At 56.6% G+C, this 24,092-nt stretch carries 21 protein-coding genes and 2 pseudogenes; 8 read left to right on the forward strand and 15 right to left on the reverse strand.

All coding sequences use genetic code 11. From position 1 onward, the window contains the following. Positions 1–190 precede the first annotated feature (190 nt). Both H7A79_RS00125 and H7A79_RS00130 read right to left on the reverse strand, forming a co-directional pair. Positions 191–493, reverse strand: coding sequence for a hypothetical protein (locus H7A79_RS00125; protein ID WP_187000694.1), 303 nt, complete (start codon positions 491–493; stop codon positions 191–193). A gap of 357 nt (positions 494–850) precedes the next feature. Continuing rightward, the gene (locus H7A79_RS00130) at positions 851–2,644 is read right to left on the reverse strand and encodes a bifunctional chorismate-binding protein/class IV aminotransferase (RefSeq protein WP_187000695.1); all 1,794 of its coding nucleotides are present in this window, start codon (positions 2,642–2,644) and stop codon (positions 851–853) included. A gap of 169 nt (positions 2,645–2,813) precedes the next feature. Here H7A79_RS00130 and ppk2 point away from each other — a divergent pair, with 169 nt between their 5' ends. Together ppk2 and H7A79_RS00140 are read left to right on the forward strand one after the other, a co-directional pair. Further along, positions 2,814–3,743: a polyphosphate kinase 2 gene (gene ppk2, locus H7A79_RS00135; RefSeq protein WP_135035463.1), complete on the forward strand. Its 930-nt coding sequence runs from the start codon at positions 2,814–2,816 to the stop codon at positions 3,741–3,743. Positions 3,744–3,875: 132 nt separating this feature from the next. Beyond that, the gene (locus H7A79_RS00140) at positions 3,876–4,220 is read left to right on the forward strand and encodes a hypothetical protein (protein ID WP_135035460.1); all 345 of its coding nucleotides are present in this window, start codon (positions 3,876–3,878) and stop codon (positions 4,218–4,220) included. A gap of 1,256 nt (positions 4,221–5,476) precedes the next feature. Here H7A79_RS00140 and tsaD read toward each other — a convergent pair. From tsaD to H7A79_RS15125, 4 genes are all read right to left on the reverse strand, one after another. Then, on the reverse strand, positions 5,477–6,538 hold the full coding sequence (gene tsaD / locus H7A79_RS00145; protein ID WP_187000697.1) for a tRNA (adenosine(37)-N6)-threonylcarbamoyltransferase complex transferase subunit TsaD: 1,062 nt from the start codon (positions 6,536–6,538) through the stop codon (positions 5,477–5,479). 87 nt (positions 6,539–6,625) lie between these two features. Continuing rightward, positions 6,626–7,471 carry a methylenetetrahydrofolate reductase [NAD(P)H] gene (metF, locus tag H7A79_RS00150; RefSeq protein WP_135035454.1) on the reverse strand — a complete coding sequence of 282 codons (846 nt, stop codon included), beginning with the start codon at positions 7,469–7,471 and terminating at the stop codon, positions 6,626–6,628. 657 nt (positions 7,472–8,128) lie between these two features. Then, complete coding sequence (locus H7A79_RS00155) at positions 8,129–8,323, reverse strand: hypothetical protein (protein WP_434968531.1); 195 nt, start codon at positions 8,321–8,323, stop codon at positions 8,129–8,131. An 89-nt stretch (positions 8,324–8,412) separates the two neighbouring features. Further along, complete coding sequence (locus tag H7A79_RS15125) at positions 8,413–8,715, reverse strand: IS3 family transposase (protein ID WP_434968541.1); 303 nt, start codon at positions 8,713–8,715, stop codon at positions 8,413–8,415. Here H7A79_RS15125 and H7A79_RS00165 point away from each other — a divergent pair. Further along, a pseudogene (locus tag H7A79_RS00165) lies at positions 8,684–8,896 on the forward strand (IS110 family transposase); the annotation flags it as partial. The gene H7A79_RS15125 and the pseudogene H7A79_RS00165 overlap by 32 nt on opposite strands. 328 nt (positions 8,897–9,224) lie before the next feature. Here the strand turns inward: H7A79_RS00165 and H7A79_RS00170 are convergent. The 6 genes from H7A79_RS00170 to H7A79_RS00195 form a co-directional block, all read right to left on the reverse strand. Continuing rightward, entirely contained in the window at positions 9,225–9,479 is a 255-nt protein-coding gene (locus H7A79_RS00170; protein ID WP_187000699.1) for an IS3 family transposase, read from the reverse strand. A 167-nt stretch (positions 9,480–9,646) separates the two neighbouring features. After that, positions 9,647–9,934, reverse strand: coding sequence for a hypothetical protein (locus H7A79_RS00175; RefSeq protein WP_353663616.1), 288 nt, complete (start codon positions 9,932–9,934; stop codon positions 9,647–9,649). Between the two features lie 159 nt (positions 9,935–10,093). Further along, positions 10,094–11,932, reverse strand: coding sequence for a glutamine--fructose-6-phosphate transaminase (isomerizing) (gene glmS / locus H7A79_RS00180; protein WP_187000700.1), 1,839 nt, complete (start codon positions 11,930–11,932; stop codon positions 10,094–10,096). A gap of 195 nt (positions 11,933–12,127) precedes the next feature. After that, the gene (gene glmU / locus H7A79_RS00185; protein WP_187000701.1) at positions 12,128–13,498 is read right to left on the reverse strand and encodes a bifunctional UDP-N-acetylglucosamine diphosphorylase/glucosamine-1-phosphate N-acetyltransferase GlmU; all 1,371 of its coding nucleotides are present in this window, start codon (positions 13,496–13,498) and stop codon (positions 12,128–12,130) included. Between the two features lie 225 nt (positions 13,499–13,723). Continuing rightward, positions 13,724–14,023 carry a spore cortex protein gene (locus tag H7A79_RS00190; protein ID WP_135034954.1) on the reverse strand — a complete coding sequence of 100 codons (300 nt, stop codon included), beginning with the start codon at positions 14,021–14,023 and terminating at the stop codon, positions 13,724–13,726. A 56-nt stretch (positions 14,024–14,079) separates the two neighbouring features. Further along, positions 14,080–14,754 carry a pyrimidine 5'-nucleotidase gene (locus H7A79_RS00195; protein ID WP_187000702.1) on the reverse strand — a complete coding sequence of 225 codons (675 nt, stop codon included), beginning with the start codon at positions 14,752–14,754 and terminating at the stop codon, positions 14,080–14,082. A gap of 49 nt (positions 14,755–14,803) precedes the next feature. Between H7A79_RS00195 and H7A79_RS00200 the strand changes: the two genes are divergently transcribed. Next, positions 14,804–15,814 carry a thiamine ABC transporter substrate-binding protein gene (locus tag H7A79_RS00200; protein WP_187000703.1) on the forward strand — a complete coding sequence of 337 codons (1,011 nt, stop codon included), beginning with the start codon at positions 14,804–14,806 and terminating at the stop codon, positions 15,812–15,814. Between the two features lie 226 nt (positions 15,815–16,040). Here H7A79_RS00200 and fabF read toward each other — a convergent pair whose 3' ends face one another. From fabF to H7A79_RS00215, 3 genes and pseudogenes are all read right to left on the reverse strand, one after another. Then, positions 16,041–17,288, reverse strand: coding sequence for a beta-ketoacyl-ACP synthase II (gene fabF, locus H7A79_RS00205; RefSeq protein WP_135034960.1), 1,248 nt, complete (start codon positions 17,286–17,288; stop codon positions 16,041–16,043). 153 nt (positions 17,289–17,441) lie between these two features. Next, on the reverse strand, positions 17,442–17,678 hold the full coding sequence (gene acpP, locus H7A79_RS00210) for an acyl carrier protein (protein ID WP_054599558.1): 237 nt from the start codon (positions 17,676–17,678) through the stop codon (positions 17,442–17,444). Between the two features lie 303 nt (positions 17,679–17,981). Next, positions 17,982–19,994, reverse strand: a pseudogene (locus tag H7A79_RS00215) (prolyl oligopeptidase family serine peptidase); the annotation flags it as partial. 743 nt (positions 19,995–20,737) lie between these two features. On the opposite strand from H7A79_RS00215, the gene H7A79_RS00220 reads away from it, so the two are divergent. The 4 genes from H7A79_RS00220 to ptsP all read left to right on the forward strand — a co-directional run bounded on the left by H7A79_RS00220 (position 20,738) and on the right by ptsP (position 23,912). Next, on the forward strand, positions 20,738–21,295 hold the full coding sequence (locus tag H7A79_RS00220) for a hypoxanthine-guanine phosphoribosyltransferase (protein ID WP_187000705.1): 558 nt from the start codon (positions 20,738–20,740) through the stop codon (positions 21,293–21,295). A gap of 181 nt (positions 21,296–21,476) precedes the next feature. Then, positions 21,477–21,893, forward strand: coding sequence for a PTS sugar transporter subunit IIA (locus tag H7A79_RS00225; RefSeq protein WP_135034966.1), 417 nt, complete (start codon positions 21,477–21,479; stop codon positions 21,891–21,893). Beyond that, complete coding sequence (locus H7A79_RS00230) at positions 21,890–22,159, forward strand: HPr family phosphocarrier protein (RefSeq protein ID WP_187000706.1); 270 nt, start codon at positions 21,890–21,892, stop codon at positions 22,157–22,159. Before H7A79_RS00225 ends, H7A79_RS00230 begins: the two co-directional genes overlap by 4 nt. A gap of 1 nt (position 22,160) precedes the next feature. Then, positions 22,161–23,912 carry a phosphoenolpyruvate--protein phosphotransferase gene (gene ptsP, locus H7A79_RS00235; protein ID WP_187000707.1) on the forward strand — a complete coding sequence of 584 codons (1,752 nt, stop codon included), beginning with the start codon at positions 22,161–22,163 and terminating at the stop codon, positions 23,910–23,912. Positions 23,913–24,092 lie beyond the last annotated feature (180 nt).

Consider the following 24,092-nt stretch of genomic DNA (forward strand, 5'->3'; position numbering starts at 1 on the left):
GGGAATGAGGGGGCTTAAGCATTTCAGACGGCATTAAGGATATTTTTGCAAAGGTTCGGGCCAAAGGTCTCGGGCCGTCTGAAAACACTTTGAGTTTCAGACGGCCTTACACTTCGGCGGATTACCCGATTGAGACAAGGAGGGGGCTGTGCGGCATCGGTTTCCATTTAAGCCGTTATGGAAAATCCGCTTATTCTGGTTGCGCTTGCGGCATTGCCGCGCCCCGGCTCAAGGTAAACGGTTTGGTTAAACGGCCGAAGCGGCGGCGCAAAATTGATTTTGTATGATCGGTAATACCTGCGGCCTGCCGTCTCGTGCCGAAAATAACGGATTCACTATCACAGAGCCGGCCTGGGTGCGGCGGCCGCAGATATCGTGAAGCAGGTGTCGGGCGGTAAAGGCCGTCTGAAAACACTTTGAGTTTCAGACGGCTTACACTTCGGCGGATTACCCGATTGAGACAAGGCAGGGGCTGTGCGGCATTGGTTTCCATTTAATCCGTCATGAGAATCCGCCTGCCCGCTGCGGCGTTGCAGTGCTTCGGTTTGACGGGAACGATTTGGAACCTGCTAATCTGCCGGGCAATGGCGGCATCGGTTTACATTATCTGGTAGTGGTTGCGGCCTGCCGCCTTGTGCCGAAAATAACGGATTCATTATCACAGAGCCGGCCGGGGTGCGGCGGCCGCGAATATCGTGAAGCGGGCATCGGGGTAAAGGCCGTCTGAAAGGCGTTCGGGTTTCAGACGGCCTTAAGTTATCGTGGCAGCATCTCAGTTGCGCCGCCCGGTTTCCTAGTGTGTTGTCCCGCTATCAACAAATGAAATGCCCGTATTCAGCCAAAGTTTTGATTATTCCACCCATTCCACGGCAAACACGCCGCGCAGGGCGTTGCTCAGGCGGATTTCTTCGGCATGGCGCAGCATAGCGCGGGTGATGCGGCTTTCGTGCACGGTTGCCGCGCCCAGATAAGGTTGGGGGTCGGCCAGCACGGCTTGGCGCATCACGCCGTTGAGTATGTCCAAATCAAGAGCGGGGGTGTGCCATTCGTTGCCGGTTTTGACAAACACATTGCTGCGCCCGCCCTCGAGCAGCAGGCCGTCTGAATTGAAAAACAGGCTGTCGAACGCGCCCTGCCGTTCAGCCTCCCGCACGCCCGCATCATAAATTTCGCGGCGGGTGGTTTTGAAGCGGCGCAGATAGTCGCGGGCAGGCAGAGCCGTTGCGGCCGGGCACACTTTCGGCAGGGGCGGTTTGCTGCTTAACGGCGCGTGGCTGAGGGTGAGGCCGCTTGAAGCAGTGAGGGCGGCCTTCACGCGGAACGCACCGTTATCGGGCAGGGAGTCCAAATAAGTTTGAATGTGTGTTTCGGGGCGGCCGGGGCAGGGCAGGTTGAGGGCGGCGGCCGACTGTTTCAGACGGCCGGCGTGAAGGTGCAGCAGGGCGCATTGTTTGTGCTGCACGCGCAGGGTTTCAAAAATGCCGAACTCGGGCACAAGGCGGTTGAGAAAGCGTGCTTTCCATTGGCACTCGGCGTATTCCGCCTGCGCATCGCTGTCGGCCACGATGCCCGAGCCGACACCGTAAATACCATGATAAAGGCCGTCTGAAAGCGGGGAGAGCACCAATGTGCGGATTACTACATTGAGCGTGCCGCGAAAACCCAAGCCGCCTTCGCAAGGCTCGAGAAAACCGATGCTGCCGGTGTAAAGCCCGCGCGGTGCAGTTTCGGTTTGGGCGATAATCTGCATACTCATGCGTTTGGGCGCGCCGGTAATCGAGCCGCAGGGAAAGGCGGCGCGGAAAATATCGGCGGCGCGGGTTTGCGGCGCGGCTTCGGCTTCTATCAGGCTGGTCATCTGCCATACGCTGCCGAAGCGGCCCACTTTGAACGGCTCGGGCACGCGCACCCGCCCGGTTCGGGCGATTTTGCCCAAATCATTGCGCAACAAATCCACAATCATCACGTTTTCGGCGCGGTTTTTCGGATCGGCCTGCAAGGCGCGGGCACGCTGCCCGTCAAGACCATCGCCCAAAAACGGTGCCGTGCCTTTCATCGGTTCGGTACGGATAAGGCCGTCTGAAGAAATATCGAGAAACAGCTCGGGCGAAAAACACAAAATCCAGCGCGGGTTGCCGTGTGTATCGGGCAGGCAGGCGCAGGCACCGTAGGGAACGGGCTGGCGCAGGCGGCGGTAGAGTTTGGCGGGGTGGCCGTAGGCCGTGAGATGCAGGCGCGTGGTGTAGTTGATTTGGTAGGTGTCGCCGCGCGCGATTGCCGCCTGTATATCGTGTACGGCACGGATATAGGCGGCTTGCGGGGTGTCGGTTTGCGGGGTGGAAATGCCGGCGGGAACATTGTGCGCGCAATGCGCCTCCAGCCACAATGCCGCATCGGTTTCGCGTTTGTGTGCAAACCAATGCAGGGCAAGGCGGGCATCGGGGCTGCCGGGCAGGTGGGCGAGGGGGCTGCCGAATTCGTAGTCGGCACAGATGAAAACATGCAGGCCGCACCGCCAGCCTTCGTGAAGACACCGGTCGAGCGAGTCGAGCTCGGCGGCAGTGAGAAAACGGCTGTGGGCATAGCCTTCGTAGCAAACGGCACGGCCGCTTACAGCATCATCGAGCAGCACGAAATAGGGCATGGCGCAAGAGGGCGAAAAAGAACGGCATTATAGCGGAGGCCGCCTGTTTGGCGGAATGGCACAGAAATCTAGTTACGTGTAGTTTTTTTGTTCGTTTCAGCGAAAAGGAGTAGAATAACCCCATAAAGTTTACTGATTCCGATTAACCCTTTTGACACAAGGAGCACACATGTCCGATCACCAATTAAAACCGTTTGAGAAAGTGGATCTCGGCGAAAAAAAAGAAGAGCTGCGGGTGTTTGAAAAAGCCGTTTTGGAACACAAAGGCCGCGCAACCAAAGAAGATTCCGGCACCGCGCCGCTGCCGGAAGCCTACCCCTACCGCACACGCATGAGCCGCAGCGTTTATGAAAAAGAAAAGAAAAAACTGCAAATCGAGCTGTTGAAAGTGCAAAGCTGGGTGAAAGATTCCGGTCAGCGCATCGTCTGCCTGTTTGAAGGCCGCGATGCAGCAGGCAAGGGCGGCACCATCAAACGTTTTATGGAACACCTCAACCCGCGCGGTGCGCGCGTGGTGGCCTTGGAAAAGCCCACCGAAACCGAAAAAGGCCAATGGTATTTCCAGCGCTATATCCAAAATCTGCCCACTTCGGGCGAAATGGTGTTTTTCGACCGTTCGTGGTACAACCGCGCCGGCGTAGAGCGCGTGATGGGTTTTTGCGAACCGCACGAATATCTGCTGTTTATGCGCCAGACCCCCGAGTTTGAACGTATGTTGGTGGCCAGCGGCATCCATCTGTTTAAATTCTGGTTTTCAGTAAGCCGCGAAGAACAGCTGCGCCGCTTTATTTCCCGCCGCGACGATCCGCTGAAACACTGGAAACTCTCCCCCGTTGATATTCAGTCGCTTGACCGTTGGGACGACTACACCGATGCCAAAAACGCCATGTTCTTCCACACCCACACCGGCGATGCACCGTGGACGATTATCAAATCAGACGATAAAAAACGCGCCCGCTTAAACTGTATCCGCGCATTTCTGCACACTCTCGACTACCCGGGCAAAGACGTGAAATCCATCGGTGAAGCCGATCCGCTGCTGGTGAAAGTGCCCGATACCAAATTTACCGACAACAACTTCGATGTGATTGCCGACTGACCGGCAAACCCAAAAACAGGCCGTCTGAAAATATGAAAATGTTTCAGACGGCCTGTTTTTGGGCGGCTTGGATTTCTTGGAATATGCAGTTAAGTTATAATAACCGTTCCGATAACATAAAAGCCAAAAATCATGACACGATACGCGCTCTTACTTGCCGTTGCCGCACTGGCCGCCTGCGGCACACAAAAAGCCGTCCGCCCTGATGCCCCTGCACCCGCAGTAGCAGAGTCGCAAACCCAAACCATTCACTATCAAACCAAAAAAGGCAAACGCTTGACTGCTGTTTACCACAATAACCACAGCCCATTAACCGTTGAATTGAAGCAGGGAAACAGCGTAGAAAATCTGAAACAGATCCAATCGTGGGCCAAAGGCGTGGAATACGCCAACAACACAACCCGCTGGCACGTCCAAGAAGGGCGTGCCACACTTAAACGCAAAGGCATGTCCAGTATTTATTATGAAATAAATTAATCATCGCATCCAGTTCAGCTCAAAACCGTTATTTTGCTCAAGCGAGTTTGGCAGCATATGGCTTCAGACGGTTTGGTTAAAGAAAATCCCAGTGTTGTTTACGCGTTATCGCTTTTTGCCTGAAAACCCGGTTTGGGGCTATTATAGAGTTGCTAAGAATGTCCGAGGATACGGCGAAGCTGTGTGGTTTTGAGCGTACTCAAAAAATTACGAAACCATCATTGATCGTAAAAACAAAAACTGTACGGCATAAAAGTGTAAACAATCCGACCTTTCCTAACACTCATGGTGTTAGTGCAAAGATTTCGGAATTGACGTGGCCTAGCCCTTAAATACCACGACAAATTCGCAGAACTTTTAACTACTCTTTTGGTGTGCCAAAGTTAAGAAGTTTTTGATGCCATTATATAGTTTTGTTTGTCTGTAAACCACTTGCGGTGATGGGTAAAACCTCTTATATCTAACACATCACAGCTACTGAATCGGTATGTTTCCCAGCCTTGCCAATGGCTGTACTGATACTGCATAGAAAGATAGCGCGTCGAAGCATCAACGCCGTTTGTGTATTCAACCGTAACAACCAAGCCGTGCCCTGCTTTTGCGGGGCACTTTTGTATTCAGTATTGTTTATTTTTCGGCATTGTTTTATTGATGTTGTGAAACCGTAACAGGATGTGTTGTATTTCGTTTGGTTCCTCGGCAGGTGCAAAGCGGTGGCTGCTGTTTCTGCCCGTCTGTTGGGCAAGAGGCGATACGCTTCGGTAGTTTCTTTATTGGTGCAACCTGATTTTTGCCTCTGTCAGATAAGGGGACGTGATACGCGTACACAGCGGTGTTTCCATGCCGCTCCCCAAAACGCCGCCGCCCGCCTGCTTTGCCTGATGCCGGCACGGCGTTTGGCAGGTTCAGGTTCCCTATCCATCATTTTCGCGAGCGGCCAAACGGCCGGATGCTCCGCTTCGGATAAGGTTTTGTCCTGCACAACAGGGATTCGGATGGGAAAATTGACGGTTTGCAGACAAACGCAATCATGGGCTTGATTCACGAGATACGCAGGCAGTGCAGGATTTGAAACAGCGTTCGGATTCAGGCGTGATGGTGCGGCAGGCTGATGACATTTGCCCTCCCCTTCCATCTTGTCAAGGGAAAATGTCAAAAAGGATCCCCTTTTTTTGGGGGGGAGGGGCATATCATGCCATCTGAAATTTTTCAGACGGCATGATATATTGGTGCTGTGCTTTGGGCTTTGCGGGGTGTCAGTTTTTCATAATTTCTGCTAACGGCCAGCGTGGTTTTACATCAAAGCTGCCTGCTGTCTGCGCGTTCTGCAAGCGCATGGCGCCGGCAAGGGCAATCATGGCGCCGTTGTCGGTACAGTATTCCGGCGCTGGAAAATGCACTTTTACGGCTTCTGCGGGTGGTTTGCTGCGGCCTTTGGTGTGCGGCTGTATGGTGAGTGCAGACAGGGTTGCGCGCAGCTTTTGGTTTGCGCCTACGCCGCCGGCCACTACCAGGGTGTGGAAGCCTGTATCGAGCAGGGCTTTGTGGGACTTGGCGGCCAATACGTCTACCACTGCGTCTTGAAATGCCCGGCAGATGTCGTTGCGGGTTTGTTTGGGGATGTTGCCATTGTTTTCTGCGCGAACTTTTTGCACGGCAGTCAATACGGCGGTTTTCAGGCCGGAAAAACTCATCTGCAAATCGGGCGAATGCAACATCGGGCGTGGAAATTCAAATACTCCGGGGGATCCGAGCCGGGCCAGTTGCGACAGCTCGGCGCCGCCGGGATAGGGCAGGCCCAGCAGCTTGGCGGTTTTGTCGAAGGCTTCGCCGGCGGCATCGTCCACGCTTTCGCCCAACAGCGTATAGTTGCCGATGCCGCGAACTGCCATAAACTGTGTATGCCCGCCTGAAACCAGTAATGCCACAAACGGAAAGGCGGGTTTGTTGTCGGACAGAAGCGGTGAGAGCAGGTGGCCTTCGAGATGGTGTACCGGCACCACGGGTTTGCCCAGTGCAAATGCCAATGCGTTGGCGTAGCCCGATCCGGCCAGCAGCGCGCCGCTCAAGCCGGGCCCTTGTGTGAAGGCTACGGCATCGATGTCGGCATAGTCTGCGCCTGCTTCCTGAAGGCAGCTTTGCGTAAGCGGCACGAGGCGGCGGATGTGGTCGCGGCTGGCAAGCTCCGGCACTACGCCGCCGTATTCGGCGTGCATTGCCATTTGTGTGTGCAGCCGGTGCGCGAGCAGGCCGCGCTCTGTGTCGTAAAGTGCAACGCCGGTTTCGTCACACGAAGATTCTATTCCCAATACCAGCATAATGATGAGGCCGTCTGAAAGCTTTGGTTGAAACTATGGTGGATTAAAATGGCAATGATACAGCGTTGTTGTGTTGCTGTGCAGGTATCAATAGCCCAGGCGTTGGCAAATCGTTGAAACCAGACCGGCTTGGTTGAGGGTGTAGAAATGCAGGCTGGGCGCGCCTTCGCGCAGCAGGCGTTCGCACATGTCGGTTACCACATCAAGCGCCAGTGCTTTGATGGAGGCGGTGTCATCGGCATACGATTGCAGCTTCAGCCGCAGCCAGCGGGGGATTTCGGCACCGCAGGTGTCGGAAAAGCGCGCCAGTTTGGAAAAGCTGGCAATCGGCATGATGCCGGGGATAATCGGAATATCCACGCCCCGGCCGTGCACATCGTCTAAAAAACGGAAATAGGCATCGGCGTTGTAGAAATATTGGGTGATGGCAGAATCGGCTCCTGCCTTGACCTTGCGCACGAAATTGTTTAAATCGTCTTCCGCGCTGCGCGATTGCGGGTGGTATTCGGGATAGGCTGCCACTTCGATGTGGAAATCGTTGCCGAACTCGGTTTTTATCAGCGAAACCAGCTCGTTGGCGTAACGCAGCCCGTCCAGCCCTGCGCCCATGCCGGAGGGAATATCGCCGCGCAGGGCAACAATGTGGTGCACACCCAAAGATTTATATCCGTTTAGCAGGGCGGTGATTTCGTGCGGCTGCATACCCACGCAGGGCAGGTGGGGGGCAGCGGCCACGCCTTCGTTCAGAATATCCTGAACCGCCTGCATGGTGCCATCTTTGGTGGAGCCGCCCGCGCCGGAAGTGCAGGAAAAAAATTCAGGGTCGAACTGGCTCAGTTGCTTGCGTGTGATCACTTGTTTGGCACGGCCTTCGGGCGTGCGGGTGGGGAAAAATTCAAAACTCAGTTTTTTGCGTTGTTTGCTGTTTAACATGGCGGAGCCTTTTGATATTCGGTACGCCCGAGATTATGCGGCATGATGTTTTTAAATCAAGCGGAAGTGCGCGGGGTTTGTGTGAAAAATATTTGTTTGGATATGAATCGGATGATTGTGTGCGGTAAAAAGAGAGTTTCAGATAGCCCGATTTCTTCTATTTAAGGTGCGGCAGGACAAAGCTTGGCGGGTGCCGCCGCCCGCCACAGCGCGCTTGAAAGTATGCAGCCCAAAGCAGGCGGGGAGGTGTCCCGGCTGCCGAACCTGCCGGCCGGATCCGGCACGGGCGGAGAAACCGGCAGTGCACGGAGATATACAGCCACGGGGGCTGGGAGGGAGGCATCATCAACCTGCCAGCGGCGCCGGTCGTCTGAAACGGGTCGGGCAGCAGCATCGGTACGGTTTGCCGGCTCTTAGCGGGCTGGGTTGTCTGCCGTTTGTCCGCAAAGGCGGCGGGTTGCCGTTTTACCCGATGGGGTACACGAAAAGACCAACGCTGCCATACCTGTACCCCCGGTTTTTGGCGGACGGGAGAAGCTGTTTTATGGGTGAAAAGACGGCCGGCTCATTATCAAACCGACTGATTTACTTAGGTATTTTTGAGTCTAGCCATGATTTTTAACCAGATGAAATACTACCGATAAGGCGGCTCAATTTTCAGACTGCAACTGTGGCTTGGGTTTGGACGATTGACAGCGTTTCAGGCATCGGCTCATAAACAATTAAATCCCACGGGGCAATTTCGTGGTCTATATCCAAATCAAAACCGTGCATGGATGGGATTTTGGCGTGGGTAACGATTTGAGGGTGGAGATCAAAATCGAAACAGCTCAATGTTTCTTTGATAGCCATACGCGCTGTTTTTATCAAGAAGTGGCATTCTGAACTGCATCCAAAGTTAGACAGCTTAATCAAGCGGTTTTCAAGGGCTGAATCCTGTACTATACAGGGCTCAGTCCTTTTAATTTCAGCTTGGTTCTGTCGTGGTGGTAATAATGAATATACTCATGCAAAGCTGCTTTCAACTCGGCAGCGGAAGCATTCCACTTTGAAATACGCAGGCTTTTTTTAACGTGCCGGAGAAGCTTTCCACGGCCGCATTGCCCAAACAGTTTCCTTGCGCGACATGTTTTGCACCGGTTTGCATTTGCCCGATTCAATTTGGTAATCCCGCGCCCATACCGATCCGAACACAGTATCGGCTTTTCAGACGGCAAAAGCCAGGCACGGGCAGCCCTATACATGCCCGCATCGGCCGCCTACCGCATGAACGCCTTTCCCGCCTTTATCGGCCGTCTGAAAGCCGGGAAAAAACCGCCGAAACTCATCATTGTTGCAATTATGAGAAAGCTGGTAACCATCGCTTTCTACATTTTGAAAAAACAAACGGAATACGACAAAACCCGTTACGGATTAACAACATAAATTAACAATACCAAACAGAAAAATGCCCCGCAAAAGCAGGGCACGGCTTGGTTGTTGCCGAAAGAATACATCAACGGCATTGACACTTTCACACACTATCTTGATTGCTTAAACGCTTCTTTCAATATTTTCCCGACCGAATCGACAACGCCGGGTTGTAGGATTCAGCAACCGATGATTTCTCCGTTAAACCAGCCCGTCAGCGGCAACAGTTGCGCTTTTCCCCACCGGCATCGAATCCGGCAACCGATGATTGCCTTGTTGAACCAATCCATCAGCGGAGAAAGATACAACTTTTCTCCCGCATTATTGAGCTCCGTGGCAGCCCTTACCCGTTTCCCATTTGGCTTTTCCGCCTTGAAACGGCGTTGCAGGATAGCGGCGCAACGTTGCCGGCCTCTTTCGAACGGACGATGGACGGCATTGGCACCGCCGTACCGCCGCCCCGGCCCGACACCGCCTTCAGACGGCTGATTGTCTTGTGGTTGGCCAACATCCCTGCATAGCGGATTGCCGCCGTTATCCTGCGGCAGCCGCAGCGTCCTTTGTGTTGCCGGCAAGCCGCACGGATATGCCGTTTCAAACCGGCATATTGGTCTTCTGCCGAATGCGCTGCCGGTTGGCAGCAGAAGGCAGTAGCATGTACCGCGCCCCGAATCTTCCCCGGCGCCGTCTGAGCAGCCGTGGCTGCGGAAGATACTACGCGGCTGCCCCGTCATCTCCAAAGCCGTTTCAAAGGATAGTCCTGCCTTAATCCTGAGACGACTCGGCATCTTTCTGCCGCGCTTCGTTCTTCCCGGATTCAGACATCGGGCTGTTTTCAGACGGCCTTTGCCCGCGGTATCGGGCGGTTGTCGGGCCGGTATGGAATCCGCCGGCCGGGGCGCGTCCCTTTGGGGATACCCCTTCATTTCTGACCATGACATGGCGTTCATCTTGAGATTCAAAGGGTTGCAATCCAAAGGGCAGTCGGAGATGCCTGGCTTTTTTAACGGTTTCAGGTTGTTTGATCTTTTTTACAGATTTTCCGTCCTGCACATCTTGGCCAGTTTGGTTTCTCCACAGGCTGCCCGCCTTTCGGGCTGGGATTCAAACCGTCAAGGTACCACCGCAAACAGGAACAGGCCGTCTGAAAATCTTTTGCTTTCCGGCAACTGTTTTCAGACGGCCTTTCCGTGCCCGGCATTCAAACAGGTGTTATTCTACCGTTACCGATTTGGCCAGGTTGCGTGGTTTGTCGACATCGGTGCCGCGTGCGAGGGCGGCGTGGTAGGACAATAACTGCACGGGAATGGTGTGTACGATGGGCGACAATACGCCGACATGGCGCGGGGTGCGGATAACGTGTATGCCTTTGCCTTCGTTGAAGTGGCTGTCGAGGTCGGTAAACACAAACAGTTCGCCGCCGCGTGCGCCTACTTCCTGCATATTGGCTTTCACTTTGTCCAGCAGGCTGTCGTTGGGGGCAATCACCACCACGGGCATGTTTTCGTCCACCAGTGCCAGCGGGCCGTGTTTCAGTTCGCCGGCAGGGTAGGCTTCTGCGTGGATATAGGTGATCTCTTTCAGTTTCAGCGCGCCTTCGAGGGCAATCGGGTAGTGGATGCCGCGTCCGAGAAACAGTGCGCTGGTTTTTTGGGCGAACTTTTGTGCCCAGGCGGCGATTTGCGGCTCGAGGTTCATCACATGTTGGATGCTGCCGGGCAGTTGGCGCAGTTCTTCGATGTAGGCGTGTGCCTGTTCGCTGCTCACTAGGCCGCGCATTTTGCCGAGGGTAACGGCCAGGCCGAATAATACGACAAGTTGGGTGGTGAAGGCTTTGGTGGATGCTACGCCGATTTCGGCACCGGCGCGGGTGTAGAGCACCAGTTTGCTTTCGCGGGGCAGGGCGGATTCCATCACGTTGCAGATAGAAAGGCTGTGTTTGTGGCCGAGCGATTGGGCGTATTTCAGTGCTTCCATGGTGTCGAGCGTTTCGCCGGACTGGGAAATGGTGATAACCAGTTGTTTGGGGTTGGCGATAACGTCGCGGTAGCGGTATTCGCTGGCGATTTCTACATCGGTCGGCACTTTGGCGATGCTCTCCAGCCAGTATTTGGCGGTGAGGGCGGAGTAGTATGAGGTGCCGCAGGCGAGGATTTTGATGCTGTCGGTATCGTTGAACACTTCGCGGGCGCGGCTGCCGAAGTTTTCCGGCTCGAAGCCGCCTTCCAGAAACACTTCGGCGGTGTCGGCGATGGCGCGGGGCTGTTCGTGGATTTCTTTCTGCATGAAGTGGCTGTAGGGACCCAGTTCGAGCGAGGCCAGCGAAAGCTCGGACACTTTCACTTTGCGTTGGGCGGGGTTGCCGGTTTTGTCGATCAGTTTTTCAATGCCGCCGGCGCGCAGCAGGGCGATGTCGCCGTCTTCCAGATAGGCGATGTTGCGGGTGAAGGCAATAACGGCGGAAACATCGGAGGCGATAAAGGTTTCGTTGTCGCCCAGTGCAACCAGCAGCGGGCAGCCCATGCGGGCAACCACCATTTCATCGGGGTTGTCTTGCGCAATCACGGCGATGGCGTAGGCACCGTGAAAGTTTTGGGTGGCTGATTGGACGGCTTCAAACAGGTTGCCGCCGTTTTGGCCGTATTCGTGTTTGATGCTGTGGGCGATGACTTCGGTGTCGGTTTGCGACTCGAATTCATAGCCCAAAGCCTGCAGGCGGGCGCGCTCGCTTTCAAAGTTTTCGATGATGCCGTTGTGTACCACTGCAATCAGGCCGCCTGAAATATGCGGGTGGGCGTTGGGCTCGGTTACGCCGCCGTGGGTGGCCCAGCGGGTGTGACCGATGCCGATATGGCCGAACAGCCCTTTGGCTTTGGCAGCATCTTCCATCAGCTGCACGCGTCCGACACGGCGCACGCGTTTGATTTTTCCGCTGCTGAACACGGCGATGCCTGATGAGTCGTAGCCCCGGTATTCCAAGCGTTTGAGGCCGTCGGTTAAAAAGTCCACAACATTGTGGTCGGCGCGGATGGCGCCCACGATACCGCACATATTAAGTTCCTTAGTATCCAGAGGGTTGGGGAAAATCAGGCCGGCAGGCTTTCAGACGGCCTGAGTGGGAAAAACGGGCAGTGCAGGTGTCAGCCTGCGGTTTGTATGGTTTTCATAGGTTAAGTGATGGGCATCATGTTTTCAGACGGCCGGCCCCACACCGGCAGGCCGTCTGAAAACGGCGGCAGAAACGGTTTACTGCTTTCTTTCTTTCTCAGGCCGTACCCAGCCTTCGATGATGGTTTGGCGCGCGCGCGCGAGCACAAGGGTGTTGTCTTCACAGTTTTTCGTGATGGTACTGCCGCCGCCGATGGTTACTTTGTTGCCCAGCGATACGGGGGCGACCAGCACCACATTGGAGCCGATGCGCACATCGTCACCAATTAGGGTTTTGTGTTTGTTGACCCCATCGTAGTTGGCGGTGATGGTGCCCGCGCCGATGTTGGTTTGGCTGCCGATTTCGGCATCGCCCAGATAGGTGAGGTGGTTGGCTTTGCTGCCCCTGCCCATCGCGGTGTTTTTCACTTCGACAAAGTTGCCGATGTGTACTTCGTCTGCCAGTTTGGCGCCGGGGCGCAGGCGTGCGTAGGGGCCGATGCGGGCGTTGCTGCCCACTTCGCAGCCCTCCAGGTGCGAAAACGGGGCAATTTTGCTGCCTGCAGCGATTTTGGCGTTGTTAATCACGCAGTTGGCGCCGATTTCCACCCCGTCTCCCAGTTCTACCTCGCCTTCGATAACCACGTTTGCATCGATAACCACGTCTTGCCCGTGTTTCAGACGGCCTCTCAAATCGAAGCGGGCGGGGTCGCGCAGGGTAACGCCGGCGGTGAGCAGCGCTTGCGCCTGGTTGGTTTGGAAAATGCGCTCCAACTCGGCCAGTTGCGCTTTATTATTCACGCCTGCGGCCAAATAAGAAGCCGCCACCTGCACGGGGTGTACGGCGATGCCGTCTGAATTGGCTGCTGCAATCAGGTCGGTCAGATAATATTCTCCCTGCGCGTTGTTGCTGCCCAAACCGTTAAGCCAGCCGGCGAGTTTGGCGTTGGGCAGCACCAAAATGCCGGTGTTGGTTTCTTTCACGGCTTTTTGGGCGGCATCGGCATCTTTTTCTTCGACAACTGCCACCACTTTGCCGCCTTCGCGGATGATGCGGCCGTAGCCTGCGGGGTTGTCGGGCATATCGGTGAGCAGGCCGACTTCGCTGCCGGCCGCTTCGAGCAGGGCTTCAAGCGTGGCGGTGTCGGTGAGCGGCACGTCGCCGTAGAGCACCAGCGTGCGGCCTTCCGAGGGCAGGTGTGGCAAAGCCGTTTTCACCGCGTGGCCGGTGCCCAGCTGCTCGGTTTGTTCTACCCAGTTTACGTTGCGCTTTACTTTTTCGCGCACCATTTCTTTGCCGTGGCCGATAACCACATGGATACCCTGCGGGTTGAGGCCGAGGGCGGTGTCGATAACGCGCGCCAGCATCGGCTCGCCGCCGATTTCGTGCAACACTTTGGGCATTTTGGAATACATGCGCGTTCCTTTGCCCGCAGCGAGAATAACAACATGGAGGGGGGATTGGCTCATGGTGCGGCCTTGTCTTTCATCATGTTTATGGGGTTGGAGTGTATGGATTGGCCGTCTGAAAACCTGTGTCCGGTTCTATAGCGGATTTCCGTTGTCTTCGTTACGGCGTTGCCGCGTCTTGAGCCGCTGTCTGCGGTTTGCTGCCCGGCGGCAGTGGCAGTGAAGCGGATTCAAAATACGGTTTCATACGGCCGATACCTAATAAATTAAATGGTTGGTGTGTGTTTATTGCGCCATATCGGGCGCAGCGCCGTCTGCGGGCTGGGCTTCGGGCTGGCCGCTGCCGGGTTTCTGCCAATGGGTGCCGCGCACGTTATGGCCGGCGGCATCGGAAGTTACCGCGCGCTGCTCGGGGCGGAACTGGTTGTAGCGCATATTGCGCGAATAAGTGCCGTCTTGATACACAACGGGGGTGCCGGCTTGGTATTTTTGGCGCAGCGCGGTGCGGCCTTCGGCGTTTTGGTAGGTTTCCCAAGAGCAGCCTGCCAGCGCGGCGAGAGCGGCTAAAATGGCGGTATAACGCATGATTTATCCTTAAATTTTTAAAAATATCGGGCGGGTAAGACGGGGTGTTATTTTAATCAAATTGTTGTTTCGTTCATAGTGGCATACTCCGCCGCCGCTGACCATCGGCGCAATGCGGCCATATCGGGGGCGGCGCAGTCTGCAAAGGGCGGGAGGCGGGAGCGGGCGCCGAACCAAACGGTTTTCATGCCCAAATTTTTGGCCGCCTGCAGATTGCCGGCGCTGTCGTCCACCATAATGCAGTGTCGGGGGAGGGCATGGAGTTTGCCGCAAACGGTTAAATAGGATTGCGGATGCGGTTTGCAGAATAAGCCGAAATCATCGATGCCGAACAGCGCATCGAAATGCTGTGCAATCCCCATAGCTTCAATCAGCGCGGCAACATAAAAAGAAGGCGCGTTGGAAAACACTGCTTTTCGACCTTTCAGACGGCCTAAAGTTTCAGCCGTCCCTTCCACCGGCACCAGCGCGGGCAGGATTTCGGGCAGGGGGTGGCTGTATTGTAAAAATTCGTTTACACACACTTCGGGATGGTGCAGCCGCAGCCCCGCCAATGTGGCACCGTAGCGGTGCCAGTAGTCCTGCCGCAAACGGCCTGCGGTTTGTTGGCTGAGATTGAGCCTGCTGGCCAGATAGGCCGTCATGCGGCGGTTAATCAATGCAAAAATGCCCGCATCGGCGTGGTGCAGGGTGTTGTCGAGATCAAACAGCCATACGGTTTGACAATTCATGGTATTTAAAATATTTTACAGACCTGCTGCATTATACGGATATTGGAAAATGAACAGACAACAGAAAATTTTAGCGGTTTTGGGCATTTGGCTTTGGGGAGTGCAGGCCTTCGCGCAAACCGAAGTGCGGCTGGCGGTGCACGGCTCGTTCAGCCTGCCTGAAGAAACCATTGCCAAGTTTGAGCGGGAAAACCGCGCCAAAGTGTCGGTTATCAAAGTGGGCAGCGGCAACGAGATGCTGAACAAGCTGATTTTGAGCCGTACCAAGCCGATTGCCGATGCGGTGTACGGGCTGGACAACGCCAATATTGCCAAAGCCGTGCAAAACGGCATCTTGGCCGAAAAACAGCCCGTTTCGGCGCCGGTAAACGTTTCCCTGCCGGGCGCGCTGGCGGTGGACTACGGTTATGTGGTGCTGAACTATGATAAAAAATGGTTCGGGCAAAACAAGCTGCCGCTGCCGCAGTCGCTGCAGGATTTGGCCAAACCTGCCTATAAAAATCTGCTGGTTACGCCCAATCCCGCAACTTCCAGCCCCGGCCTGTCGTTTCTGATGGCCAACATCGGCGGACTGGGCGAAGAGGCTGCCTTTAAATGGTGGGGTGAAATGCGCCGAAACGGCGTGAAAGTGGCAAAAAGCTGGAGCGATGCCTACAACACCGATTTCACCCGCAACGGCGGTTCGCGCCCGCTGATTGTGAGCTACGCCGCCAGCCCCGCTGCCGAAGTGCATTACGGTAAAGGCAAATACACCGAGCCGCCCACCGGCAACCTGTTTCTCAAAGGCGGCGTGTTCCGCCAGGTGGAGGGTGCAGCGGTGCTCAAAGGCGCAAAACAGCCCGCGCTGGCGGTGAAGCTGGTGTCTTACCTGCAAAGTGCCGATGTGCAGCAGGCTCTGCCGACCGAAATGTGGGTGTATCCGGCGGTGAAAGGCACGCCGCTGCCGAAAGTGTTCGAATTTGCCCAAACTCCGCCCAAGCATGATGCGCCGGCTGCCAAAGAAATGGCGCAAAAGCAGAAACAATGGGTGGGCCGCTGGACGAGGGTGGTGTTGAAATAAGCATAGCGAACCCGCTTTATTTCCGTTGTGCGGGCCGTGTCTCGGCTGGAAGGAAAGGGTTTGGTAAGCCGCTGACGCGGTAACACAGCAGGGTTCTTACTGTCTTGTCTGCGGTTTACCGCCTTGCGCTGAAAAGCGGGGCGGGTTTGCCGGACTCGATAAAAAGGCCGTCTGAAAACTTTTTCAGACGGCCTTATGATATTTCAACCTGTTTGCAGGCGGGAAATCAGCCTGTGAACTTCTTAAACACCAAAGTGCCGTTGGTACCGCCGAATCCGAACGAGTTGGAAACCGCTACATCGATTTTCATATCGCGGGCTTCGTTGGCGCAGTAATCCAAATCGCAGCCGGCTTCGATATCCTGTTCGAAAATGTTGATGGTGGGCGGCGATTTTTGGTGGTGCACGGCCAACACGCTGTACACGGCCTCTACGCCGCCGGCCGCGCCGAGCAGGTGGCCGGTCATGGATTTGGTGGAATTGACCACCACTTTGTAGGCATGGTCGCCCAAAGCCAGTTTCAGAGCGTTGGTTTCGTTGGCATCGCCCAACGGGGTGGAAGTGCCGTGCGCGTTGACATAATCCACATCATCGGGGTTCAGGCCGGCATCTTTAAGGGCGCGGGTAACGGCGATGGCGGGGCCTTCGACATTGGGTGCGGTGATGTGGTAGGCATCGGAACTCATGCCGAAGCCGACAATTTCGGCATAGATTCTGGCACCGCGTTTTTTGGCGTGTTCCAATTCTTCCAACACCAAAATGCCGGCACCTTCGCCGATAACGAAGCCGTCGCGGCCTTTGTCCCACGGGCGGGAGGCGGTGGCCGGATCATCGTTGCGGGTGGAGAGCGCCTTCATGGCGGCAAATCCGCCCACGCCCAAAGAGCAGATGGCTCCTTCGGCACCGCCGGCAATCATCACATCGGCATCGCCGTATTTGATCAGGCGGGCGGAGTCGCCGATGGAGTGCGCGCCGGTCGTGCAGGCGGAGACCATGCCGTAGCTGGGGCCGCGGTAGCCTTTGAGTATGGTAATGTGGCCGGCAATCAGGTTAATCAGCGAGCCGGGGATAAAAAACGGGTTGATTTTGCGCGCGCCGCTTTCCTGCAATACGGCACCGGTGGCTTCGATGCTGGGCAGACCGCCGATGCCGGAGCCGATATTGACGCCTATGCGGTCTTTATCCAAACCTTCGGTTTCGTCCAGCCCGGAGTCGGCAACGGCCTGCAGAGCGGCGGCGATGCCGTAATGGATAAAGGCATCCATGCGGCGGGCTTCTTTGGGGCTGATGTAGGCATTGATGTCGAAATCTTTGACTTCTCCTGCAACTTGGCTGCTGATGTCGGAGGCATCGAAGCGGGTGATGGTGCCGATGCCGCTGTTGCCGGCCAAAAGGTTGCTCCAAGCGGAGGCGGTATCGTTGCCGACGGGCGATACCTGCCCCAAACCTGTGATAACGACTCTTCGCTGACTCATAATGTTCTCGCTGTTCCGGTTGGGCGGCCTGCGGCACGGTGGCGGGCAGGCCGTCTGAAATTTCGTTGTGGAGGGTTTGCAGGCCAAAAAGCCTCTGTCGGCAGGAAAACCCGCAGCAGAGGCTGATTCGGTATGGTTTAAGGCACTGCGCGTTTAGGCGGAGTGTGATTGGATATAGTCGATAGCCAGTTGCACGGTGGTGATTTTTTCGGCTTCTTCATCGGGGATTTCGCAGCCGAAAGCTTCTTCCAGTGCCATAACCAGCTCAACGGTGTCGAGTGAGTCGGCACCCAAGTCGTCTTGGAAAGAAGACTCGTTTTTCACTTCGGCTTCGTTTACACCCAGTTGTTCGGCAACAATTTTTTTAACTTGTTGTTCAATGTTTGACATATCGGTCGGTCCTTAAATGCCTTATGGGGAAAGGCGGGTTTGAAAATAAACTCGGTCGGATTGTACCGAATCTTTTTAGAGTTTTCTATCGAAAAATGCACAAAAAGCAGGCCGCCGAAGCGGCGCAGGGTTAGGCGGCATATTAGCATAGGCTGCTTTTTAACCACAATAGCCTTTTTATTTTGTTTTATTTTCAATTTGTTAATTGTTTTTTTGAGCTTTGGGCGGGCGTTGCGGGCATTGTTGGGTTAAGGGCGGTGATGGCGGGGCGGTATGTTCAGACGGCCTTTGCGCCGGGGCTCTGCCGAGGGTTTCGTTGAGAAATTGCAGGATGCAGGCAAATTCGGCGGCTGTCGCTTCTTGGGTGGTGTTGCCGGTGTGGCCGCCGTTGGCGGGGGCGTAGAGCCAGGTGCGGGGGCTGCTGCGGCGCAGTTTGCCGTAAAACTTGAGCGCGTGGGCGGGGTGGACGCGGTCATCACTCAGGCTGGTGGTAATCAGGGCGGGGGGGTAGGTTCGGCCGTCTGAAAGCCGGTGGTAGGGCGAAAGGGCGGCAAGGGCGGCTGCGGATTGGGGGTGTTCGGGGTGGCCGTATTCTTCAATCCAGCTTGCGCCTGCCGAAAGATAGGGGTAGCGCAGCATATCGGTGAGCGGCATTTCGCACACCAGTGCGCCGATTGTTTGCGGTTCGCGCACGAAGGCCGATGCGGTAACCAGGCCGCCATTGCTGCCGCCTTGTATGGCGGTGTGTGCGGGGCTGCTCAGGCCGCGCGTGTGCAGGTCGCGGACAACGGCAAGCAGATCGTCTGTGCTTTTGTGTTTGTGTATGCCTTGCGCGGCGCGGTGCCAGCGCGGGCCGAACTCGCCGCCGCCGCGCACGTTGGCCAGCACAAACGATTTGCCCGGTTCGAGCCAGTATTTGCCGATGCTGCCCATGTAGTGCGGCAGCTCGGGCACGGCAAAGCCGCCGTAAACATAAACCAGCGCGGGGGTGTCGGGGGTGTGGTTTTTGCCGACATGGTAATAAGGTATGCGGGTGCTGTCGGCAGATTCGGCATAAAACTGCTGCACTTTGATGCCTTCGGTGTCGAACTGAGGCGGCTGGCGGCGGATAACCGAAAGTTCCATCACGTTGAGATCGAGGGCAAACAGGGTCAGCGGGGTGGTGAAATCGCCGGCGGCGATATACAGTACATCGCCGCCCCAGGGTTGGTCGGTCAGTTCGAGCGCGCCCTGCGGCAGCGCGGGCAGGGTTTCCTCATGCCAGCGGCCGTCTGAAAACCGCCATGCTTTCAGACGGCCGGAAACGTTGTCGAGCAGGGTGGCGGCAACGAAGCGTTTGGTGGTTTCCACGCTTTCGAGTGCCTGCGTTTCGTTGGGGGCAAACAGCAGGTGAGCCGTGCCGGTTTTGCCTTTGTTGAGTTTGACGGCCACAAGGCTGCCGGCGGGATAGCTTTGGTTGGCGCGCTGCCACGGGCTGTGCAGGTGCAGCAGCAGGTGGCCGGCGAGATAGCCGGAAATTTCGCAGTCTTCGGGCAGGTTGAGGGGCAGGGTTTTGCCGCCGGGCAGCACTTGCAGATAGGTTTTGGTGTAGAAACCGTGTGCGGCCTCGATTAAATCCAGCGGCGCGCCCTGCGCATCGAGATAACGCCAGGCATTGACCATCAGGCCGTCTGAACCGATTCGGTAAACGGATGCGGCTTCTTCAAAACTCTGGCCGCGCTCCACCAGCCACACTTCGCGCGGGTAGCCTGCGGCGGTGGTTTGCTGCGGATGCCAGGCGGGGCAGACCCACACGCTGTTGAAATCGCGCCAGGCAATGTGGTTTTTGCCGGCGGGAAAATGAAAACCGCCCTCTACCAGTTTTTGTGCGGCGAGGTCGAATTCGAGCGTGTAGGCCGCATCGCCGCCCGCGCGGCTGAGGCTGATTAACACGCGCTCGGGCTGTTCGACATAATGCGACACCCCATCGAGATAAACGTCATCGCCCAGCACGTTGTCGAAATCGGCCGCCGAAAACAGCGTTTTCCATTCGGGGCAGCCCGAACGGTAGGAAGCCGCACTGCACACCCGGTACACGCCTTTCGGGTGTTCGCTGCTTTGGTGGAAATGATACATACGCGCGCGGTGTTCTTGGCAAAACGCAATCTGGCGCGGGTTTTGCAACTCTTTTACCATTTCGGCAACGGTTTGCCCGAACGCTGCCGATGAGGCAAAGCGCGCCTGCGTTTCGGCGTGGGCTTCGGCGGCGAAACGCAGGGTTTCGGGGCTGTGCAGGTTTTCTAAAAAAGCATAGGGGTCGCGGGGAGTTTGGTTCACGGTAGAGGCCGTCTGAAAAGTGAAAATCAAGGCGGGATTATAGCCAATCTGCTGAAAATAAGTATGGGGCGGAGGGCAATGCAGGCCGCATCTTCTCTAAAAAATAAGTCATCGCAGCGCCGGTCTTGCCGCACGATGGGGGAAGTGATCCGCTGTATTCCGGCAACGGGAAAGCCCCGGCAGGGCAGAAATAAACTCTGCCGCTGCGTTGGCGGCCGGCAAAACCGTTCTCGGGGTGCAGGCGCAACACCGTATCGGAAACTGCCCGGCAACCGAAATGGCATCATTCGCGATGCCGGCTCTGTTTGCGTACTGCCTTGAACGGCATCGTGCCGTACGGAACCGGTGCTGCTGCCGTTCAAGCGGCCGGCAAAACCGTTCTCGGGGTGCAGGCGCGACGGTGCCGTGATTATTTTAATGGGGCGGGTTATGCGCCGCCCCTTGTGCAGGCGGCGACGCGTTCAGACGGCCGCAGAAACTGCTTGCTCCCATCGGGCGGGCAGCCCTGTAGCGCAGAGGGCTGCGGCTGCGGCATTTATGCACTGTGCCGGTGTCGGAAAAGCAGGCGTTGCGCTGCCGGCAATATGGCAGAACACGGCCGCTGCCCGGCGCCGCCGCAGAAAAGCCGCGCCGCAGCGGTTGAACCGCCGTTGCCGATGGCGGTAGAATCTGCCTGCCGCTTCCCGCTTCAGTAGGGCTTTGCGCCCCGCCTGCGGCTGTAATATTCTGAAAAAGTTGAAAAAATGAAAAATATCGAAACCAAACGGCAGCAGGCTCAAGCCATGCTCGACAATGCCGATTTATTGTTTGACGAACAAGCCTGCCGTAGCGCGCTGGTGCGCCTGGCCGGCGAAATCACTGCCGATTTGGGCAGCAGATACCCGTTTGTTCTGCCGGTGATGGGCGGTGCGGTGGTGTTTACCGGCCAGCTGCTGCCGCTGTTGGACTTTCCGCTCGATTTTGATTATGTGCATGTTTCGCGCTACGGCGACAAGCTCGAGGGCGGCAGCTTCAACTGGCTGCGCGCGCCGCAGGAGGGCGTGGCCGGCCGCCATGTGCTGGTGTTGGACGATATTCTCGATGAAGGCCACACAATGGCGGCCATCAAACGGCAGGTGCTCGATTTGGGCGCGGCTTCCTGCGCCACGGCGGTGTTTGCCGATAAAAACACCGGCAAAGAAAAGCCTGTGCGTGCCGATTATGTGGGCATCAGCGTGCCCGACCGCTATGTGTTCGGCTACGGCATGGATGCCGCCGGCGCATGGCGCAACCTCGGCGCGGTATATGCTCTGCGCGGTTAGCGGCGGGTTTTTCAGACGGCCTGAGCGGCAAATATTCTGTGCAGGCTGTCTGAAAAAAACTATGCCGTGCCGGCAGGCCGAACCGGGGTTGCGCCGGCCGTCTGAAACACGGTTTGCCGCATTGCCGCGCTTTGCGGCTTAATTGGTTGAAAATGAACCCGATCCACCACTGAGATACACCATGATAGGCTTATTAATCATCACGCACGAAGCCATAGGCGAGGCTTACCGCAGCCTGGCGCAGCATTTCTTTTTCGGCGACACGCCGCAGAATATCCGCATTCTCGGCGTGGGCTCCCACGAAGACCACGACAGCATCATCTCCCGCGCCGCCGCTATGGCGGCCGAGCTGGACTACGGCTCGGGCGTGCTGATTCTGACCGACATTTTCGGCGCCACCCCCTGCAACGCCGCCCGCCGGTTGGTGGAAAGCGGCAAAACCGCCATGCTCACCGGCCTGAATGCGCCGATGATGGTGAAAGCTGCCAACTATGCCCCCGCCGCCGGCAATTTGGCCGATTTTACCCGAATGGTCAAAGAAGCCGCCATTAACGGCATTATCGACATCACCAGCCGGCCCGAAGGATGCTTTGCATGATGAAACAATCCATTGAGATTATCAACAAACTCGGCCTGCACGCGCGCGCATCGAGCAAATTCACCCAAACCGCCGCGCAGTTTCAAAGCGAGGTGTGGGTCAGCCGCGAAGGCCGGCGCGTAAACGGCAAAAGCATCATGGGGCTGATGATGCTGGCCGCCGCTCAAGGAACGGTTATCGAGCTGGAAACAGACGGTGCCGATGAAGCGGCAGCCATGCAGGCGCTTACCGCGCTGATTAACGATTATTTCGGCGAGGGCGGATAATATGGCCATCGTATTGTACGGCGTGAGCGCAGGCAAAGGCATAGCCATCGGCCGCGCCCATCTGATTACGCGCGGTATGCACGAAGTGCCGCAATATGATCTGGAACCCGCCGGGATCGAAAGCGAAACGGCGCGATATGAAACGGCCGTGAAAGCCGCCCGCCGCGAGCTGGAGCAGCTGCGCAGCGCACTGCCCGAAAACGCCCCCACCGAGCTTGGCGCGTTTATTTCGCTGCACCTGATGCTGCTCACCGATGTTACCCTGTCGCGCGAGCCTGTCGATATTATCGAAGAGCAGCACATCAATGCAGAGTGGGCGCTGAAGCTGCAAACCGACAAGCTCTCCGCCCAGTTTGACGAAATCGATGATGCCTATCTGCGCGAGCGCAAGCAGGATATGCTCCAAGTGGCCGGGCGCATCCACAACCGGCTGGCCGGCCAGGGCAACGAGCTCAACCTCGAGGGCAGCCTGCTTGGAGACACCGTGTTGGTGGCCAACGATATTTCGCCCGCCGACACCGTGTATTTCAAAGAAGAGCGGGTGGCTGCTTTCGTTACCGATATCGGCGGCCCCACCAGCCACACCGCCATTCTCGGCCGCAGCCTCAACATTCCCTCGGTTATCGGCCTGCACAACGCCCGCAAGCTGATCAGCGAAAACGAATGGGTGATTGTAGACGGCATCAACGGCATCTTAATCATCAACCCCGATGAGCCGGTGTTGAAAGAATACCGTGCCCGCGCCCGCGAATACCGCGCCCGCACCCGCGAGCTCAACAAAATCAAAAAAACCGCCGCCACTACGCAGGACGGCATCAATATCGAACTGCTTGCCAATATCGAATCGCTCGAAGACATCACACGCTTGAACGAAACCGGGGCAGACGGCGTGGGCTTGTTCCGCAGCGAATTTCTCTATCTCAACCGCGACACCATGCCCTCTGAAGACGAGCAATACGCCGTGTATGCCCGGTTTGTCAAAAAACTCAAAGGCAAAAGCCTCACCATACGCACCGTGGATTTGGGGGTGGACAAAAACCCGCGCTGGTTTGGCCAAAACACCACCCCCAACGGCAGCCTCAACCCTGCCCTGGGGCTGACCGGCATCCGTCTGTGCCTGGCCGAGCCGGTGATGTTCCGCACGCAGATGCGCGCTATTTTGCGTGCCGCCGCCCACGGGCCGGTGAAAATGATGTGGCCGATGATTACCGACACCGCCGAGCTGAAGCAGTGCCTGCTGCATCTGGAAACCGCCAAACGGCAGCTTGCCGAGCGCGAAGAGTCCTTCGGCGGCATATCGACCGGCTGCATGATAGAAATCCCCGCCGCCGCACTCACCGTGGCCGGCCTGCTCAAACACGTTGATTTCATTTCTATCGGCACCAACGATTTAATCCAATACACCCTGTCGGTGGATCGCGGCGACGATGCCGTGAGCTATCTCTACCAGCCCGGGCATCCCGCCGTGCTCAAGCTGGTGCAGCACGTTATCCGCACCGCCAACCGCATGGGCAAAACCGTGTCGGTGTGCGGCGAGATGGCCGGCGACACCCACTATACCCGCCTTTTGCTCGGCATGGGGCTGCGGCGGTTTTCGATGAACCCCAACAACCTGCTGGCGGTGAAAAATATCGTGCTGCACAGCAACACGCTGGCGCTCGAAAACGAAACCGCCCGCCTGATGCGCCAGGAAGATCCTGAAAAATTGGAAAAACTGCTTAAAGCCATGAACGCGCAAGAAGAGGCCGTCTGAAAGCGTTCAGACGGCCTTTGTTAATCCTCGCTGCCTTTGGTGATGCCCACGGCTTTGTGGGTATGATGAAGTCGGTGGTGTTTGGGCTTGCAGGCCATATCGTGCCGTGCTTGCCGGGTTTGCCCCGCTTGTTTTTCCCGCGCAGCGCAACAGATATTTTTGCAGAATGGTTCAAGGCCG

The sequence above is a fragment of the Neisseria musculi genome (assembly GCF_014297595.2).
Taxonomy (GTDB): Bacteria; Pseudomonadota; Gammaproteobacteria; order Burkholderiales; family Neisseriaceae; genus Neisseria; species Neisseria musculi.